Origin of the sequence: Shewanella seohaensis (genome assembly GCF_023283775.1) — a bacterium.
GTDB lineage: Bacteria > Pseudomonadota > Gammaproteobacteria > Enterobacterales > Shewanellaceae > Shewanella > Shewanella seohaensis.
Genome location: NZ_JAKILE010000010.1, coordinates 40,802 through 60,246, shown reverse-complemented (window position 1 = coordinate 60,246; position 19,445 = coordinate 40,802). Strand labels below are relative to the sequence as shown.

The 19,445-nt window shown below is 50.1% G+C and carries 10 protein-coding genes; 4 read left to right on the top strand and 6 right to left on the bottom strand.

Features of this window, described 5'->3' with window-relative positions:
* Positions 1-36: 36 nt before the first annotated feature.
* A complete protein-coding gene (locus tag L2713_RS12820) occupies positions 37-1,248 on the bottom strand; it encodes an MFS transporter (RefSeq protein ID WP_240520042.1) in 1,212 nt (403 codons plus the stop codon).
* Positions 1,249-1,339: 91 nt separating this feature from the next.
* On the bottom strand, positions 1,340-2,098 hold the full coding sequence (locus tag L2713_RS12815; RefSeq protein WP_248968164.1) for a hypothetical protein: 759 nt from the start codon (positions 2,096-2,098) through the stop codon (positions 1,340-1,342).
* Between the two features lie 158 nt (positions 2,099-2,256).
* Between L2713_RS12815 and ubiD the strand changes: the two genes are divergently transcribed.
* From ubiD to L2713_RS12800, 3 genes are all read left to right on the top strand, one after another.
* Entirely contained in the window at positions 2,257-3,738 is a 1,482-nt protein-coding gene (gene ubiD, locus L2713_RS12810; protein WP_011627318.1) for a 4-hydroxy-3-polyprenylbenzoate decarboxylase, read from the top strand.
* A 110-nt stretch (positions 3,739-3,848) separates the two neighbouring features.
* Positions 3,849-4,547, top strand: a complete 699-nt coding sequence (gene fre, locus L2713_RS12805) for an NAD(P)H-flavin reductase (protein ID WP_248968163.1) — start codon at positions 3,849-3,851, stop codon at positions 4,545-4,547.
* Positions 4,548-4,924: 377 nt separating this feature from the next.
* A complete protein-coding gene (locus L2713_RS12800) occupies positions 4,925-6,835 on the top strand; it encodes a hypothetical protein (RefSeq protein WP_248968162.1) in 1,911 nt (636 codons plus the stop codon).
* Between the two features lie 404 nt (positions 6,836-7,239).
* Here L2713_RS12800 and L2713_RS12795 read toward each other — a convergent pair whose 3' ends face one another.
* Positions 7,240-7,866: a flavin reductase family protein gene (locus L2713_RS12795; protein WP_011621304.1), complete on the bottom strand. Its 627-nt coding sequence runs from the start codon at positions 7,864-7,866 to the stop codon at positions 7,240-7,242.
* Between the two features lie 149 nt (positions 7,867-8,015).
* Positions 8,016-12,962, bottom strand: coding sequence for a S8 family serine peptidase (locus tag L2713_RS12790; protein ID WP_248968161.1), 4,947 nt, complete (start codon positions 12,960-12,962; stop codon positions 8,016-8,018).
* Between the two features lie 260 nt (positions 12,963-13,222).
* On the opposite strand from L2713_RS12790, the gene L2713_RS12785 reads away from it, so the two are divergent.
* Positions 13,223-15,616, top strand: a complete 2,394-nt coding sequence (locus L2713_RS12785; RefSeq protein WP_248968160.1) for a fatty acid cis/trans isomerase — start codon at positions 13,223-13,225, stop codon at positions 15,614-15,616.
* Positions 15,617-15,657: 41 nt separating this feature from the next.
* On the opposite strand, the gene L2713_RS12780 is transcribed toward L2713_RS12785, so the two are convergent.
* Positions 15,658-17,790, bottom strand: coding sequence for a M13 family metallopeptidase (locus tag L2713_RS12780; RefSeq protein ID WP_248968159.1), 2,133 nt, complete (start codon positions 17,788-17,790; stop codon positions 15,658-15,660).
* A gap of 248 nt (positions 17,791-18,038) precedes the next feature.
* Positions 18,039-19,322: a winged helix-turn-helix domain-containing protein gene (locus L2713_RS12775; RefSeq protein WP_248968158.1), complete on the bottom strand. Its 1,284-nt coding sequence runs from the start codon at positions 19,320-19,322 to the stop codon at positions 18,039-18,041.
* Positions 19,323-19,445 lie beyond the last annotated feature (123 nt).

Below are 19,445 nucleotides of genomic sequence, written 5' to 3'. Positions count from 1 at the left end.
GCGGCGCAGATATAGATCTGCGCCGTCATGGTCAGCTTAATCAATGCAGTTTGCAGTACAAAGATTGTCAGCGCGGCGACTCTCCCTATGGGTTAACCACCACATAACTAAACCACCGAGGGATAACAGCGCTGCGGCATAGCCAGTCGCGGCGATGCCTTGGCCTGATAAGATCACTAAGCTGCCAACCCAAGGGCCAATCGCATTGGCAAGGTTAAAGGCACATTGTACTAAAGCGCCCGTCATGGCCTGCCCATCCGGGGCCACATCCATTAATCGCGCCTGTACTATGGTTGCCAGACCAATCCCCGAACCTACAAAGAATACAATCGGCATTAATGCCCAATAAGATCCCGTCAAACTCGGATACAGTGCCAACACTAAGGTGCTTAACACCAGCGACCAAAATGCCGCCGCCAGCGCCGACTTATCCGCCGCCCAGCCACAGACTAAGGTGCCCAAGGTGGCGCCAATCCCAAAGACCGCCATCATCACCGGGATTTTAAAGGGCTCGACCTGAGTGACTTGGATCAGCGTCTCGGCCAGATAGGTATACACACAGAAAATCCCGCCAAAACCGATAGCCGCAATGCCGAGCGTGAGCCAAACTTCACGGTTCTTCAGGGTTTGCAGCTCTTTTTTCGGGCTGGCATTTTGCGGTACGGCGACATTCGGCGCGAGAAAATACAGCATCACGGCAGTCACGGCGGCAATAATCGCCACTATGCCGATACCAGAGCGCCAACCGACGGTTTGTCCCATCCAAGTCGCGAAGGGCACACCAACGATAGTGGCTAAGGTTAAGCCGATAATCACCCGAGAAACCGCTCGAGCCTTCATCTCGGGAGGCACTAATGACGCCGCCAGTAACATAGCCACCCCAAAGTAAGCCCCATGGGGCAAGCCACTTAAAAAGCGGAAAAAGACTAACCAATTCAAGCTGGGTGCTAGGGCGCTTAAGCCATTGGCAACCGCCATCATGGCGGCCAAGGCGATTAACAGCGTGCGCCGCTTAATCCTCACCCCCAGCACCATAATAATCGGCGAGCCCACCACCACCCCAAGGGCATAGGCACTGATGGCATAACTCACATGGGCGACATCAACACTTAAATCGCTGGCGATATAAGGCACTAAGGTCATAGCGGCAAATTCTGTGGTGCCTAAGGCAAAGGTGCCTAATGCCAAGGCGAGTAACACCCAAAGCGCGCTGCTTTGAGCCTGAGTCTGGGGTTGAACTGCTTGCAAACGATTTCTCCGCGATTCTATAAAACGACAACTGGCTAAGAAAAAAATAGGAGCCCACTCGGGGCTCCCGTCGATAAGGCCTAAAACAATATTACTTCACTAACTGTTCTTGATAGGTTTGGCTATTCCAATCGAAGGCGTAAAGCGTACCTTGCCACTCATATAAGGTACGGCCATCCTGTTGCACTATTCTGGCATTGCTCGGCAGGCTCGACACACTGCGCGCCGCCCGTGCACGGGGCACATTGGCAATTTGCTCCGCCGAGGCTGATGATGCCCTAGCCGTCGATGCACCTGTCTGTGATATCACAGTCGCACTATTCGTTGGCATATTCGACACCATACGGCCTTCGCTCGGCGAATATTGCATACTCGTTGTGACTCGCACAGGGGGCGAAACCGCCACTGGCGTATCATCATAGGCCATAGGAATAGACAAGCCTATGCCCGAATAGGGTGAATTCCAATAACGCGAGCCATTCCAGCCCCAATCGTTCCAACCGTTATTGTTCCAACCATAGCCGAGATTCCAACCCGTGCCCCAACCCGTCGCTAAGCCGACACCTAGGCCCAATCCCCACGGATAATAAGGACGATAATGGCGATGGCTATCCCCATGTTTATGGTGATTATTGTAGTGATTATCGTGGCGACCATGACTCTCGCTATGGCGATCATTGCCGCGATCGCGCGCCGCCGCCAGATTCGGCACGGCTAAACTGCAAATCAGTAAGGCGCCCAGTAAGGACAAGGCAAAGCTTGGTTTATGCCAAGGCTCAGCCGACTTAGGTAAGCAAACTGATTGAAGTTGAAGATATTTATCTTTAACAAGGCATGGAGAGAGTGTCATATAAACCTCGAAATACCGGGCGCTGGTCAAATAAACATCGACCTAGGACAAGCATTTTACGCTTCCAAAGCTGGAAGATCACTGAATAGGTTAACCCTAAAACAGAAAAATGCTATAGTGCGCGCCACACGGATTTCCACTGCAGAGGCTATTTCCACATGAGTTTTAAGGATTTACGCAGCTTTATTGATCATCTGGAAGCCAATGGCGAACTCAAACGCATTAGCTACCCCGTTGATCCTCATTTAGAAATGACAGAGATCGCCGATCGCGTTCTACGCGCCAAAGGCCCTGCACTCCTATTCGAAAATCCAACGAATCATTCAATGCCAGTGCTGGCCAACCTCTTTGGTACCCCAAAACGCGTCGCCATGGCGCTGGGTAAAGAAGACCCGCTCGCGCTGCGAGATGTGGGTGAGCTGCTGGCGTTTTTAAAAGAACCCGAGCCACCACGCGGCTTTAAAGACGCGATTTCAAAAATCCCCATGTTTAAGCAAGCCTTGAATATGCCGCCTAAAACGGTGCGTAATCCCGCCTGTCAGCAAGTGGTAAAAACGGGCGATGAAGTCGATTTAACTCAGTTGCCGATTCAGCATTGCTGGCCGGGCGATGTCGCACCTTTGGTCACTTGGGGTTTAACCATTACCAAAGGTCCGCGTAAGAGTCGCCAAAACCTTGGGATCTACCGTCAGCAGCTGCTCGGCAAGAATAAACTCATTATGCGCTGGCTGTCCCACCGTGGTGGCGCCCTCGACTTTGCCGATTTTAAAGAGCAATTCCCCGGCGAACGTTACCCAGTGGTGGTAGCCTTAGGCTCTGATCCTGTGACCATTTTAGGCGCGGTCACCCCAGTGCCCGATGCCATGAGCGAATACGCCTTTGCAGGATTGCTGCGCGGCGAGCGCACCGAAGTCTGCAAGGCATTAAGCTGTGATTTAGAAGTGCCTGCCAGCAGCGAGATCATCCTCGAAGGCTATATCGATCCCGACGAAATGGCCGAAGAAGGCCCCTACGGCGACCACACGGGTTACTACAACGAGACGGATAAATTCCCTGTCTTTACCGTGACCCATATTACCCACCGTAAGGATCCGATTTACCACAGCACCTACACAGGCCGTCCACCGGATGAACCCGCCATGTTAGGTGTGGCACTCAACGAAGTGTTTGTGCCGATTTTGCGTAAGCAATATCCTGAAATTATTGATTTTTACCTGCCGCCCGAAGGTTGCTCCTATCGGATGGCGGTGATCTCGATTCGTAAACAATACCCCGGCCATGCGAAACGGGTAATGATGGGCGCATGGTCCTTCCTGCGCCAATTTATGTATACCAAGTTTATTGTGGTGGTCGACGACGATGTGAATTGCCGCGACTGGAACGATGTGATTTGGGCCATTACCACCCGTATGGACCCTAAGCGCGATACCGTGATGATCGATAACACGCCTATCGATTACCTCGACTTTGCCTCCCCCGTAGCGGGCCTCGGCTCCAAAATGGGCCTCGATGCGACTAATAAGTGGGAAGGCGAAACTAACCGTGAATGGGGCACACCGATCGTGATGGATCCTAAGGTTAAGCAAAAGATCGACTCAATCTGGGATGAGTTAGGCATAGACGACAGCCCAACCCTATAATTCAGCTTAAGCACGACTCTCGTACCCACTTAAGCCAAGAGAATAGGCCGCCAGCGGCCTTAATGTGACACCTAACGACAACAAATGATGAAAGGTGCAAAGGAAGTTTGATGAAAACCATACGTTGTAAGATAGAGAAAGTAACCCCCTTTAACGACGCCGTGTATCAGGTGTGGTTAAAGCCCGACACCCCCTTTGAGTTTCAAGCGGGACAATACCTGTGTGTTGTGATGGGTGAAAAAGATAAACGTCCCTTCTCTATCGCGTCCGCCCCCAATGCCGAAGTGATTGAGCTTCATATTGGCGCGGCCGTTAGCGAAAGCTATCCAATGCAAGTGGTTGAAAAATTGCGTAATAGCACGCATATCGACATCGAAGCTCCCGGCGGCGAAGCCCACTTACGCCACGACAGCCAGCGCCCACGTCTATTGATCGCCGGTGGCACTGGCTTCTCGTACATTAAGAGTATTGTCGAGCAACAAATCGCCCTCGACCAACAGGTCGAAACCACCCTCTACTGGGGTTGCCGTACCCAAGATGCGATGTACTACGAAAGCATCGCCCGCCAATGGCACGACGCTCACCCTTGGTTACACTTTGTGCCCGTTGTGGAAGAAGCTCCAGCTAACTGGCAGGGTAAAACCGCTAACCTGCTCGCGCAAATCAAGCAAGATTTTGTCAGCCTAAACGGCTATGACATTTATATCGCAGGTCGTTTCGATATGGTTGGCGCCGCCCGCGAAATCTTCCGCGAAATGGGTGTCGATGAAGCCCATCTCTACGGCGATGCCTTCGCGTTTATCAAATAACGCGTTGATGTGTGAGTTTGGCTGAGTAACCTTTGCCAACATAGGCTCAAACAATAACCCCCAGTTTTTACTGGGGTTTTGTTTTTTAGCGCAACTTGATTAACTGTAAGGATTAAGCACTGTCATTCCAGTGACACGCAGCGAGTACATCCATGTATGCTCGACGGCGGCATCCATGCCGCCAACGGTCACTTTCATGCCAATGCTTAATCTCTCCATCCCTTACCAAATCTTCATTCTATTTTTTACAACCACACATCAAATGATGTTAACCATCGCTGACTAAATAAAATGTCATATTACGACGAACTCCGGTGATATTATCCCCTTATAAAACATCATTATAATTCTATGCTCGTTTTAAGGATTGAAACAAAATGAAGAAGTACCTTGTCGCTTTACTCGCCTGTATTGCCGCGCTATTTTGGTTTACCCAAAAAAACTCTAACAGCTCATCGCATTCCAATGACAAGATAAAAACAGCCCAGCCCTCAACCTCGTCTTCATCCGCAACACTTGAGAAAGAAGTCGCCCACAAAAAACTGAAGGCTCCTAACAACTACTATAGTTGTCAGCAACTTATCACATCGGAAAAAGAAACACGTTGGAATTGGGCTAGAAAACAAGAATGGGATCAATGGTTAGACAAAGGGTATTCTATCGATGAGATTACATTGGCTATAGATCACTTTTTAAATTCTAATTTCGCGGCTAATTGGCGGGCAAAGCAGCTCAAAAAAGACTCAAAACTTAATCAGCAGAATCAAAGTTTAGCTGAACAAGTAAAGGCTTTAGTGCCTGATCTCCCCTCGTCTGTACGAATCGAGAGAAGCATACCTCAATCTCAAATAGAAAATATTGCCACACTCACTCAAGCTGACGCACTAGCACTCATTAAAGAAACGAAGCTCAGCATCGATGATGTTGATTGGTTGATTAAACAAGATTCACTTAGCCAGCAATTATTGTCACAAGCCATTGAAAAAATTGATAACACAGATGAGATTATAGGATTCGGAATCCAAGAGAATGAAACTCTACATCTTATCGATACCGCAGCCTACTATGGCAGGGATCAAATCGTAACCGCTCTGCTAGAAAAGAACAGTGTTCTCAGTGATGATGCATACCTAGGCACAACCATGGATTATGCCCTTGCTCGTCTGGATTACTATTTCCAAATGAATATTCCATTAGAAGATGACTTAATTGTACGACAAGTCAAAATAATTAAAGCGCTTCACGGACTAAATAGCACTGCCAACTTTAGCATTCAGTCAGATCAAAAAGCCGTGGGTTTCTTTCCTCGCCATATTTATAGCTTCGATGCACAACAAATAACAAATTTACAGCAAATGTATGGCCTCACACTCACAGATATACTCCCTAAAAAAGTATTAACTTTTAATCCTAACTCCCCTTTATTAAAAGAACTTAACGCCAATTTTGCACAACTAGATGCAAACAGTCCTACACCTGAAGCAGTTGCAGATTGCCAGTCATTCGTTCACAAAATAGATTCTCAATGGCAGCCACGTAGTCTTTCTTACTTTATCGATAAACTAACCAAAGAGGGCAAAGAGGTCACAGCCACCCATCTCCATCAAATTGATCCAGCATTAGCTGATTGCTTTAACTATCAACAATGGCAACCTCTTTCTAGACGGCAAAGTGGCGATCACAACTTAGACAGCGCTATATACAAGCTTGCGGCTCAGAATAACATCAATGAAGCCATTAAAATGGTTGAGGACGCGCAGTTAGAAGAGAATGTAAATCGTGAATTTTTCTATCAACTATTAGGTTATAACCCCAAGTATTTCACTGAGTTACAACTCAGCAAATTACGTCAAGAAACATTCGACTACGATGCCTTGTATCGCATGGCAAATTCCAAAACGATTTCCCTTATGACCGAAGGTTTGGATATCGATAAGCTAGATTATACGGGTAAAAGTTGGCTCGACATTGCGATAGTGAATCGCGATCTTCCACTGCTAAATTATCTGGTTAATCAGCATATTAGCTATCCACATAGGGAAAGCGGACGAGATCCACTGTATCTGTTATTGGAGACTAGCCATTACGAATTTAACCCTGAGCATCTATTGGAGTACTTATCCTTACTAATGGTACTTGAACCCAAGGTCTACCCTCATCATCAACGTTTAATGTCATTGATACGTTTGAAGTTCCCTGAGTCATACACTCAAATCATCAACCAATTCCCAACGTTAATCGCAAAAGAGGACACACCACTGCCACCTGCTGTGTGCCTTAATTATTAAGGTTGTCCAACAGATAAAAGTAAGAATGGAGACGCCCGCAATTCTTCTGGCTTTTCGGGCTAACTAACAACTCCAAAAATAATGGAGTTCGCCTCCCCTGCGAAGTTGTCGAAATACGTAGATAGCTCTTAGTTGTTTGAGCTGGGCCGTGGCGACATCAGGGATGATGGCGCAGGCTCGGTGAGACATGGATGTCCCATCTGAGCCGTTAGGCAATTTTTATTGGAGTATGAGACCACTAACCAATGCATGTAACTTCGCTAGGGACGTCGGGGGATTTCCAAAAGGGGAACAGGCGCTTTTCCCCTTTTGGTCGACTCTTTATAAAAAATCAAGGGGTGAAGCCCCACGACTTTGACTTTGACTTTGAATTAAAAACTCAAACGAAGTTTGAGTACCACCACCTACACTTGTGGTCTATGTAGATCGAAACGCAGATCTTCGGAGATCCCATAGTAGGCGGATGGGCCGCCAGCGCGCAGCACGGGTTCGGCGAGGGCGGTTTGATACACACCTTCACTATTGAGCAAATGCTTGGCGATATGCACGGCAACAACTTCACCTAAGACGAGCCAAGTATCAATCTTATCCCCATTGGCGGCAGTTAATTGAATACATTGAGACAGCTTACATTCAAAGTTTACCGGGCTTTCGGCCACCAACTCGGCTTGGACGATAGTGCCCGCCTTTGGGGTGAGTCCGGCAAAGGCAAACTCATCCTCCCCGCGGGGCAGCATGGCGGATGTTTGATTCATTTTCTCAGCAAGGCTGCGGGTGGTGAGGTTCCAGACGAACTCGCCGGTGTCGACGATATTGGCGACACTGTCCTTCCAGCCCGTGCTGGCAAAGCCAATGATCGGTGGTTTGTAGTTGAAACAATTGAAAAAACTATAGGGCGCGAGATTGCGTTGCCCCTGGGCACTGCGCGAGGAGATCCAGCCTATAGGTCTGGGGGCGACAATCGCATTTAAGGGGTCGTGCGATAGTCCATGTCCCTTGCTCGGCTCGTAAAAATAGCGTTCTGTAGTCATCTTCTTCCCTTATCGATTTGTGCCCAGTAAAGCTTAGCATTCACGCATGTCATTCATCTTAACCCGTGAACAGGTCGAATAACAGGAAGATATTAACCCAATAAAAAGAGGGACATGCGTCCCTCTTTTTGACTGGAGAATGAAGCTAATTAAGCACGAGTGGCTTTTTTAGCACGGCGAATAAATGCCATAGAAAGCAAGCTGAGTAAGCTCCATCCTAAGGCACCGCCAGAGCTAGATTCTGGCTCTGGGGTCTCAGGAGTCACTGGGGTGACTGGCGTAGGTTCAACACCATCAGACTCTACCGTCAGCATAAAGCTAGTGCTGGCGGCATCGGAGCTGATTTCGTTATCACGCACAGTCACTGTGACTAAGGTGTCACCGTGGAAGTTCGTTTCTGGGATCAGGGTAAACTGACTACCCTTGATCTCGGCACTAATGTGTTCACCCGTGACTTCAACCGTGTTCGGAACCTTGTTCGCATCCACATAGGATACACTCAGTCCTTCGAGACGGGTGTTTTCGGCAACGACTTGGTTAGCAATTGGCGCTAACTTGATATTGCCATTCACATTCACTGTATGCACTAACGTGGTAGGTGCTGCGCCTTCTAGGTCGTAGTTCAGCTCAACATTCAGCGTCTTGCCCGTAGCTTCCGGTTGAACAGCCACTTTAAAGCTGACTTCCATACGGCTCTGCTCAGGGCCCACATAGTCATAACAGACCACCAGATCGTTTTGCAGTTTTTCGTCTAAGTCATCGAAACCTAAGACTTCGTAGAGGTTGCCATTTTTTGGACCTACGGTTCTTGACCATGGAGAGTCAAACCCTTCCACAAATACCGCGCCTTTCGCCACATTTGCACCTAAGTTGCTATAGGCGTAAATGATTTCGTATTGGCCAGGACGATCGTCGATACCACTGCGTAAAATGGTTTCAAAGTCAAACTCTTCACCCGTTTTACTGTCGGTGACATTGTCGAACTCGAGGAACAGTAGATCGCCCAGATCTGGACGCTCTTCAGCATACTGAGTTGCAATGGTTAAACCCCATGGCTCAGAAGGATCGCGACGATACTTGCTGGTGAAAGTGCCACGCCAGAATGGTGCCAAGGCTTCGTTCAAGAATCCTGGACCACGGTGTTGTGACATGTACCAATAACCTGTGTTGAACTGCAACGCCCCCACGGTATGCATACGCATGTAGCCCGCGTTAGGTTGGTTGTAGACTTCAAACTTGGCGTTTTGTTTGTAGAACAGCCAATTGATAGGCACATCGAATGCGTTGTTAAAGTCACCGACAAACCAGTCTGCGTTAGGCTGGATGCGGAACTCACCCCACAGGTCGATATAGCCGCCTTTCGAATATTCATCGATCAGCGGTGTATGGCACATCTTATCGGTTAAGCTGGTGCTGACCTTGTACTCACGTCCAACGTTGCGTGTCGACAACTGTAAACCACTCAGGGTTAGGTTGTGCTCATCGGCAACGATCGCTTTGGTCACATCATCGTTATTGGTTTTGATCGTTCCTGTCGCGAGACGCATACCTTCTGGCAGCTTCATCTCGAACTTGTAGTTACGATCCTGTGTCTCTAAGTTAGGCGCAATGTTGAGCTTAACGTCGATGACATCCATGCTACGGGCCTTGTCTTGGCTCACAGACCAAGTTACCGCATCGTCGGCACGACGAATATCCAGCGCGGTAAAGCCTAATGTGCCTTCGGCACCTGGCATATTGCCAAGGTCGAAACCACCGTAGTAAACATCGCCAGCTTTGGTTTCAGGAATGTTCCAGTGAAGGCCAATCTCATAGTTACCATTACCGTCGTGGGATGCAGGGCCTGACATGCTCAAGTAGCCCTTATCATCGTTTTCCATCACTAGGGCATAGCCCGTTTCGATGGCGACGTCACCTTGACCAGAGCCGTAGGCCATGGCAGTAGCCACCCAGTAAGTCCCAGGGGTTGGGCTCTCAAAGCTACAGTAGTTATGCTCAGACTGACTGGTTGAAATACACACCAACTCATCGATATATTCCGCGCGAATCGCAGAACTCGTTGGGTTATCGCCCTCTGGTACGAAGGTATTACTGCCGTTCTTATCCAGACCCACCATGATAAAGGGGTGCATCTCGGTATAGCGTGGGTTCAAGTTTTCCTGCGTCGAGATAAGCTCTGCCTTTTGAACTTCTACCACGAAGCGTTTAGTGCCTTCAGGCACAACAACAGGGCGAATATCCCACCCCTTATCTATGTTCGCTTTGCTTAAGATAGCGCTCACAGCCGTTAACTTGTTGGAGGCGATCTCTGGCTTCACAGGCCCATAGAAACGTGGTGTCAGCTGGCTGTATGAATCCGTGTTCACCATCAAAGACTCTGTGCCTTGATCGCGAGAGATTTCAAAGCGGTGCGCGACAGGTAACTGATCGGCAACGCTCGCCACCACCACAGGCATATGCACTTCCGGTGAGCTGCCATTGATTTCTTTTAACAACACTTGGCCATTGAAGAAAGTGTTCTGATTGATCACTTCGCTCCAAGGCGCCGAAGCATCTTCAGGCTCAATCTTATGTTCGATAAGATTTGGTGTTTTCGCAGTGATAATAATGCTTTGCGACTCACCCGCCTTAAGGCTGAAGGACGCTGGCGATACAGATACCTCAAAACCTTCTTCCTTGCCGATACCTTCGACTGTCCAAGTGCCATCGCGGGTCGCCTTAACGGTACGCATCCAGCTACAGGTTTTCTCACATTCCATTTCCACCATAGAAGGCAAGTTCAACCAGTTCACTACACCGCCATTGGTCGGATCGGCATTCCGGTAGTTTTCGATGGTTTCATCCATCACTAACCCCGTATCCGCTGCGCGCGCCACGTTGATCGCGCCCGCACCCGCCATAAAGTTGTAGTAAGGTTCGATGAGCTCATAACCAGTATTCAATACCACAGGACCTGCGGTCAGCATGAGTGCAGACTGGATTTCAGCAGGTGTCCAATCTGGGTGTAACTGAGTCAGCAGCGTCATAGCCCCAGTAACGTGCGGCGCGGCCATTGAGGTACCGCTCATAAAGGTCCAGTCAGACGCACTCGGATTATTGGTAAACGGCTGATCGTCGGCGTTGGCCGCGTAGATATCCACACCCGGCGCCGTTAAATCTGGCACTAAGGTGTTGTTGGTTTTGCTTGGGCCTAAGGAGCTGAATGTCGCTAGGTTGTTACCCGCAGACGCATCGAAACTGTACTCGTTAGTAAAGTCGGTAATGGTCGCTCGCGCCGTACCTGGATTTTTCAGTACCCAGTTACGGATCTTAAAGCGGTCGGCATACTTCACCTGGATCCCCGGGATCACGTACACATCCGCTTCGAGGTTATCCACCGAAGAGCTCATATTTTGCAGGATCACGCCACCGGCGCCGCCTGCAGCCACGTTTTTCGCTTTTTCGATACGGGCAATATCACCACGCTCACAAACGACGATTTGATCCGATGTAAAGGTGCCCGCAGGGAAAGGCACGTTACAGCTTGCCGCCGTGTAGCTATCTTTGGTGTTAGGATCGGCATATTTCTCCGCCAACACAACTTCACCGGTAATCGCACCAGAGAAGCTGGTCCCTTGAATCGCCGCCGTTGGTTTACCCGTGCCTTCGAAGCCTGTGAGGCTCTTAATACCCGCCTTCAGCTTACGGTCATGGGTGGTTGCACCGACTGTGGTAACCCAAGGTGATGAGTGGTCAGCCGTCCAATAGGCACCGCTGTTACCCGCCGCAGCGGCCACCGAAATCCCCGCTTCGCGGGCAGATAGGAAAGCCAGCTCCATTGGGTCACCCCAAGGCATGTTTTCGGCGCCACCGATAGAGAAGTTAATCGCATCGACACCATCGGCAATCGCATCTTCAAATGCCGATAAAATGGCTGATTCAGGGCAGCCCGCATAAGGGTCGCCACTGGTGCCTGGCCAGCACACTTGGTAGGCAATAATGTGCGCGCGTGGGGCGACACCACTGGTCTGAGGGAAGGTGAAAGGTACATCCACGCCATCACTGACCTTATCGCCGGTAAAACCTTGCAGTGGTGTATCTTTTAAAGTGTTACCCGCAACGGTACTCGCCGTGTGAGAGCCATGGCCAGCGTAGTCCTCTGCGTTGGCAGGGCGAATACGCTTTTTCGCGCCACTAGAAGTTTGGAACTCAGGGGCGGCATACACATCGGTGATTTCAGGGTAAGAATGCAGGCCCACTAACTTGTTGTTACACAACTCAGGAAAGGCGCCACAATCGCCGATCGCCTGACCTTTGTATGGGTTTAAGCGTGCATATTCTTCATCATCGGCAAAGGCGACATGGTCGGTGTTGATACCGGTATCGATAATACCGACGACCATGCCTTCACCCTTCACGGGCAAACCGCCTTGCGTTGCAGTACCTTGCCACATTTGGTCGGCACCAATGAACTCTGGGCCGCGGTCGGTGCGCAGTTCAAAAATACGGTTAGGGGAAATACGCTTCACCCCAGCCTGATGCGACATACGAATCGCATCTTCCTGCGTCATCTCAACGACTAAAGCGTTGCTGGCAATAGTGAATTGCTTGTTGATTTTCAGGTTAACGCCCGCCTGACGTACGCGCGAAACAAAGTTGTCCTGTTTGCCTAACAAGAAACTCTTATAGGACTGAGCCGCCGCCGTGTTTACGCTGACACGACCCTTAGCGATGATAGAACGGTTAACCGGCGCCTTAGTCGCGGCGAACCCAGGGATATCACCCTCGTAGGTCGCCAGAGGTTCGGCCTCTAACTGCACTATGTAGGTCTGCACGCCCTGTGAATTGGCTTCAGGCTGGAAAATCTCTTGTGGAGAACGGGCTTTTTTAACGCGGTTTAGCTGTCCGGGTGTACCGACATAAATGTCACCACTTAACTCAGCCTTGCGCTCATTGGTCACTTTTAAGACATCTTCGGCGGTGAAAGTAGGAGTATAAAAACTGCTCCCTGCAACCTTCTCCATTCCAGGGTCGGCCAATGCAAACGTACAAGCACCGCTAACATAGAGCGCAGTCAGGCTCGCGATAGCGGTACGTTTGAACTGCTGATTGTTCATAGCATTTCCTTCAGAATTATATAGTTATTTTTTTACGCACAGAGGTGCGCTACTAGATATAACAAAACTCCGCAAAAAAATGCGTACCATTATGTAACCTGAGCAAAACACAAATTAAACATTTAAGATTTTGTTGGCGACGGCGATAATTCTAGAAAAAACATAAAAATACGCCGTAAATTCAACTTGTTCAGACTATTCTGCTAGAGTGTTGCAGATTAGGCATGGATAAAGCTCATCAGTCGGGCAAAGGAGTGGATATGAATCCGATAAATGCGGTCTGGAAACGTTGGCTATTGGCCCTAGTGTTAGCGGTCACGGGTTGTGCCAGCGTCGCCCAAGTGGATTTTGATAATCTTTATGGTAAAAGCTCGCCGCAGACGCGGGCCGACAATCAGTCAATCCAGAGTGAACTCACAGTAAAAACAAAGGCTTATCATTCGGCTGTTGAACCTATCATCAACAGTCGCTGCGTGGTTTGCCATGCCTGTTACGATGCGCCCTGCCAACTCAAAATGACCTCCAGTGAGGGCATTGAACGGGGCGCGAACAAGGAAAAAGTCTATCAGGGCACCCGCTTGGTGGCGGCAACACCGAATCGGTTATTTGTCGATGCCTACACACCTGAAGCATGGCGCGAACGCGGTTTTTATCCCGTGCTCAATGAGCGTACCCAAACCCCACAGGCCAATACACAGGCCTCAGTGCTGGCGCGGATGCTCACGCTAAAACAGGCCCATCCCCTGCCGGACACTAAACTGCTCGATAAAAGTTTCGACTTTAGCCTCGATCGGGTTCAGCAATGCGCCAGCATTGAGGAAATGGACAAATACGAGCAATACCAACCACTTGCGGGCATGCCCTACGGCTTGCCTGCGCTCAATCAGCAGGAACATAAGGTATTGATGCAATGGCTCGAACAGGGTGCAGTGTTGCCGACGCCACCAGCCCTCAGCGCCGAGTTTAATCAAGAAATTGCCCGCTGGGAGCAGTTCTTAAACGCCGACAGCCTCAAGGCGCAACTGAGCGCCCGTTATATTTACGAGCACTTATTTGCCTTCCACCTGTATTTTGAGTCATTAACCGCGGCCGATGCTCCTGCGGCTTACTTCGAGTTAGTGCGCTCACGCACGCCGCCGGGCAAACCGATTGATCTGATTGCCAGTCGCCGCCCCTTCGACGATCCACAAGTGTCGCGGGTGTATTACCGCTTTAAGCCCTATCACGCCACGATCGTCGATAAGACCCATATTCCCTACGCCTTAAATAACACTGTGCTGCAAAACTGGCAGCAGTGGTTTATCGATGCCAAGTACCAAGTCAGCTCGCTGCCAAGCTATGCACCGAGCGTGGCGGCCAATCCCTTCGAGGCCTTTATTCAACTGCCCGCAGGCTCGCGTTATCGCTTTATGCTTACCCGCGCCCAAGACACTATTATGGGCTTTATCAAGGGGCCGGTTTGCCGTGGTCAGGTCGCCCTCAATGTGATCAACGATAGATTTTGGGTTTACTTTGTCACCCCAGAATATATGGACGACAGCGACTTTACCGACTTCTATCAGGGCCAAATCGAGAACCTACGTATGCCCGCCGAGGAAGAAAGCACCGCCCTTGCCGTGACCTGGGTGAAATACGCCGCCAAACAGGGCGAGTATATGCGGGCGCGAAATCAGTTTTTAAATCATAAGTTTAAGAATGGTCGCCACCTTACTATCGATGGTTTATGGGACGGAGAAGGCAGTAATGATAATGCCAGCCTGACGGTATTTAGGCATTTCGATAATGCCACTGTGGTCAAAGGGTTAGTGGGAGAATCTCCTAAGACGGCTTGGGTGATCGACTATGCCCTGCTGGAGCGGATTCACTACCTCCTAGTCGCGGGTTTCGATGTGTATGGCAACTACGGCCACCAGCTACTCACCCGCCTGTATATGGATTTTTTACGGATGGAGGGCGAGTCTAACTTCTTGACCTTATTACCCCAAGAGGAGCGCCGTAAGCAGTTTAAAGACTGGTATCAGGATGCGGGCACCCAGCTAACCGCCTTTATTGCGGGGGATATTAATACCTTCAATCAACCCACAGGTGTGCTCTACTACACGGACGATCTTAAGGCCGAACTCTATCAAAAATTGGCCGCTAAGGTCGGCGAGGTTCAGCCCCAACGCTATCAAATCGCACTCAGTCAGTTGCAACCTAACAGCAAGGCATTGTTGCAGGCGCTAGGCAGAGTTAAAGGCACGCAAGCGACCCTTTTGCCCGAGCTGACGATGATTATGATTGAGCCTGAAAAAACGGGCAAAGCGGAAATCTTTACCTTAGTACGTAACAGTGCCCATCGAAATATTTCGAGCCTATTCAATGAGGAAAGCAACCGCGATCCCGCCAAGGATGATGTCACGCTAGTACGCGGGCTTTTGGGCAGTTACCCCGAAGCCTTCTGGCATATTAAGGAGCAGGACTTAGCCAAAGTTGTGGCAAAGGTCGAAGGTATGCAAACCGAAAAAGACTACGAAGCGTTATTGGATTTAGCGGCAGTGCGCCGTACCGATCCGCGTTTCTGGGCCTTTAGTGACAAACTCAACCAAGCCTTTTTCGACAGTCATCCGATTGAGAGCGGTTGGCTGGACTACAATCGACTGCAAAATCGCTAACAAAAAGGGAACCCTAGGGTTCCCTTTTTATCAACTTACGCTTACCAGATCTTCACGCGATCCTCTGGAGCTAAATACAGCTTATCGCCGGGCTTCACATCGAACGCAGTGTACCAAGCGTCTAAGTTACGCACGGTCAGCGCACGGTACATGCCAGGGGCATGGCCATCGGTCGCCACGCGGGCACGCAAAGCTTCGTCACGCATCTTAGTCGCCCACGTTTGCGCGAAGCCGATAAAGAAGCGTTGATCGCCACTAAAGCCATCGATAACTGGCGCAGGTTTGCCGTTAAGCGAAGCATGGTAGGCATCGAGCGCGGCCGCTAAGCCCGCCACGTCGGCAATGTTTTCACCTAAGGTCAGCTTGCCGTTGACATGCAGATCCGGGAATGGTGCATAGCTATCAAACTGCTTCGCCAATGCCTCACCCTGCTTAGCAAACTGAGCAAAGTCCGCTGGCGTCCACCAGTTACGCATAGCGCCAGTCGAGTCGAACGCCGCACCATTGTTATCGAAGCTATGGCTGATCTCATGGCCAATCACAGCGCCAATCGCGCCATAGTTATAGGCGGCATCGGCCTTAGCATCGAAGAATGGTGGCTGCAAAATCCCCGCAGGGAAGTTAAGCGCATTTTGCACTGGCAGGTTAACCGCGTTAACCACTTGCGGCGTCATCCACCACTCGCCCTTGTCCATAGGTTTGCCGATTTTGGCGAGTTGATGGGCGTATTCCACCTTTTCACCATTGATAGCATTGGCATAGGCATTAGTTGGCGATACGGCATAGGCATCGTAATTACGCCATTTATCGGGATAACCTACGCCCACGGCGATGGTCGCAACCTTAGCTAAGGCTTCCTGCTTGGTTGAAGGGTCCATCCACTCGAGTTTTTCGACTCGCTTACCAAAGGCACTGACGATGTTATCCACCATAGTGCTGACTTCGGCCTTGGCCGAGGCAGGGAAATAATGCTCGGCATAGGCGCGGCCCACGGCATCACCTAGATATTCATCCAAGGCACTCAAGGCGCGTTTATCACGGCTGCGCTGCTCAGGGGTACCCGATAGCTTAGTGCCGTTAAAGGCAAAAGAAGCGTTATCGATAGCCGAAGGCAATACATCGGCATGGCTGTTGATATGATGGAACACCAACCAGTCTTTCCACGCATCCAGCGGCTCAGAGGCCACCAGCGCCGACAGCCCAGTAATAGCACTAGCGTGATAGGCGGCAAATCTGTCTTGCTTGCCAAGCTGGGCGGCATCTAAAAATGCTGTCCAGTCGATGCCAGGGGCTTTAGCGTCAAAGTCAGCGCGGCTCCACACACCCGATGCCTTAGTGAAATCTTCACTGTCTTCACGGCTGGCGTGGGCGCTAGCAATCTTGTGTTCGAGGGCAAAAATGCGATCGGCACGGGCAGCGGCATCGCTGATGCCCGCATCGGTCAGCAGGGTCTCGATATAGGCACGGTAAGCGGTGCGGATCTCGACCATTTTAGGGTCGTCCGACAGATAATATTCGCGCTCGGGTAAACCTAAACCGCCTTGCAGTAGGTAAGGCAGCACTTCGCCCGGCGTCGCCAGACCTTGAGTCACGAAAATACCGAAGAGGTTTTCGGTGAAAAAGTCGGTGGCATTGAGAGGGTCCACATCGGCACGCAGGTTAGCACCGAGCGCCGCAGATAGGGCGTGTTTATCCGCAATGGCTTGATAGCTGGCTAAATCGGCTTCCATTGGCTTCATGCCCGCCGCATCGATTGCCGCAGTGTTAGTGTAAGCCTTGTAGAAATCGGCAATGCGCGCATCATCGCTGCCAGCGGCGTGTTCAGCCTTGACCAAGTCGGCGATCAGGCTGGTTTTATGTTTTTCCGTCTCTTGGAAAGCCACTAGAAATGCACCCGTGCTTGAGCGATCGGCGGGGATCTCTGTGGTTTTCATCCACTCGCCATTGGCATAGGTATAAAAATCATCACCGGGTTTAACCTTAGGCGACATGGCCGCAAGGTTAATGCCGATTGGCATGGCGGCTTTGTTGGCAGCAGGCGCTGCGCTGGTTTGTACTTTTGCTGCATTGTCGCTAGCGACAGCGGCGGTTTCCTTGGTGTTATCACCACAGGCAGTTAACCCTGTCAGTACTGTCGTCGACAGTAATATGGCGGGGATCAGGCGGTCCGACATATGAGACTCCTTCCGTTGTTATTCTTGTATTTTTGGTATTTTGGCTATTCGAATGCTTTCCAGCATGGCGAGGCAGTGTAACTGGCGATATGGTGAGATGTAAAAGAAACTCACGCTTTATGATAGAAAGTTAATGCAAAGTCTTTAATACACTCTCGATCTCTGCAAAGAGACACTTCTGGCAAACAGATGCTGCTAGCAAAAAGCCAAACAGCCGATGGTTATCGGCTGTTTAGATGGTTTTGTGATTAAAGCTTAACTTGAGTGTACTGAGTCCAGGCCAGCAGTTGCCCCATTTGTGGGACTATCCACACCGCCGTGCCCTGATTTTGATAAACCCGATAGTAAAACAGATCTTCATCGCGAATATCGTGCTTACGGATCGCGCGGTAAAACTGCATGGCAGAGCCACTCACCTCATCGGGTTTGGTGAGCTCCTTTTGCGACACTTTGACATGGAATACATCCACATTCAGATCATCAATTTGCGTTTGATACTGCTCAAACTCCCCACGGATAGTGTACTTAATCGGCGTGGTTAAACAGTCCTGATCGGTAATGCAGGAGGTGGAGTAAAACTTGCCCCGATTCTCCCCTTCGTACACCAGCGACATGCTGAGATCCGTGCGCACCAGCAGCTCGCCCGCCACAGGGAAATAGATATCCGCGTGGTAGTTATGCTCCAGCAGCTCCCCCGCCCCCTTGTCATCAATCGGCAGCACGATGCGGTTGTAGCGAATACGCTCCTCCATCGTCTTACTCAGCGGGATAAACTCGGCCATGTTAAGGCCCGCCGGCGTTGCATCAATCGAGGTGATATTGATCATGCCCTTGCCGTTACAATCCTTGGCATCGAGCGAGGGGCAAATGGCCATCGAATAGTTTTTACCATCCGTTGCGGCAAAGGCACTGAAATAAGGCAAGCCGCTGATATGGTTACCTTCTGGTGCTAAATGTTTTTGCCACCACGAGGGATGTAAATGTTCTTCATCGTCGATATACAGCACCTGTGCCGTGCCCAAGGTACCGCCAATATTGAGGCTGATATATTTATCGGCGTTCCATTTTGCCACCTGTTTGACCACGGCATGGTGATCGCTCCAGTACCACACAGAGATAAGGATTAACCCCAGCATCACGATGCCCGCCAGTTTCGTCCACGCCGAGACACCGACAATGGCATCGCGGATCGCATCGGCGTCGTTAATCGCCAACATCTTCACATGGGACTGTTCGGACACATGCAACTGATAACCGCGGCGCGCCACTGTTTTGAGCTGCACTTCGGTATAAGGCTCTAATTTTTTACGTAAGGTACTGATGCACTGAGTTAATGAGGTAGGCGCGACCACACGTTCTGGCCAGCCGACTTGCAGCAATTCTTCCTTGGTAAAAATCGCGTTCGGGGCAGATAACAGCAATACAAGTACGGCGGTTTCTGAAAAAGTCAGGCCGATCTGGGTTCCATGAACATGGTCAACAAGCTCTTTGGCCTGTTCATCTAACATTAGGTATGAAGTGATTTTATGCATGTTAAGCGCCCAAACTAAGCCAACACAATAGACTATGATTGCGCTAACAACGGGCAAACACAGTGAAACTCAGTCTCACCCGAGAGCAACCGTGATTCCTAGCTACTAAATCAAGAGGGTTTA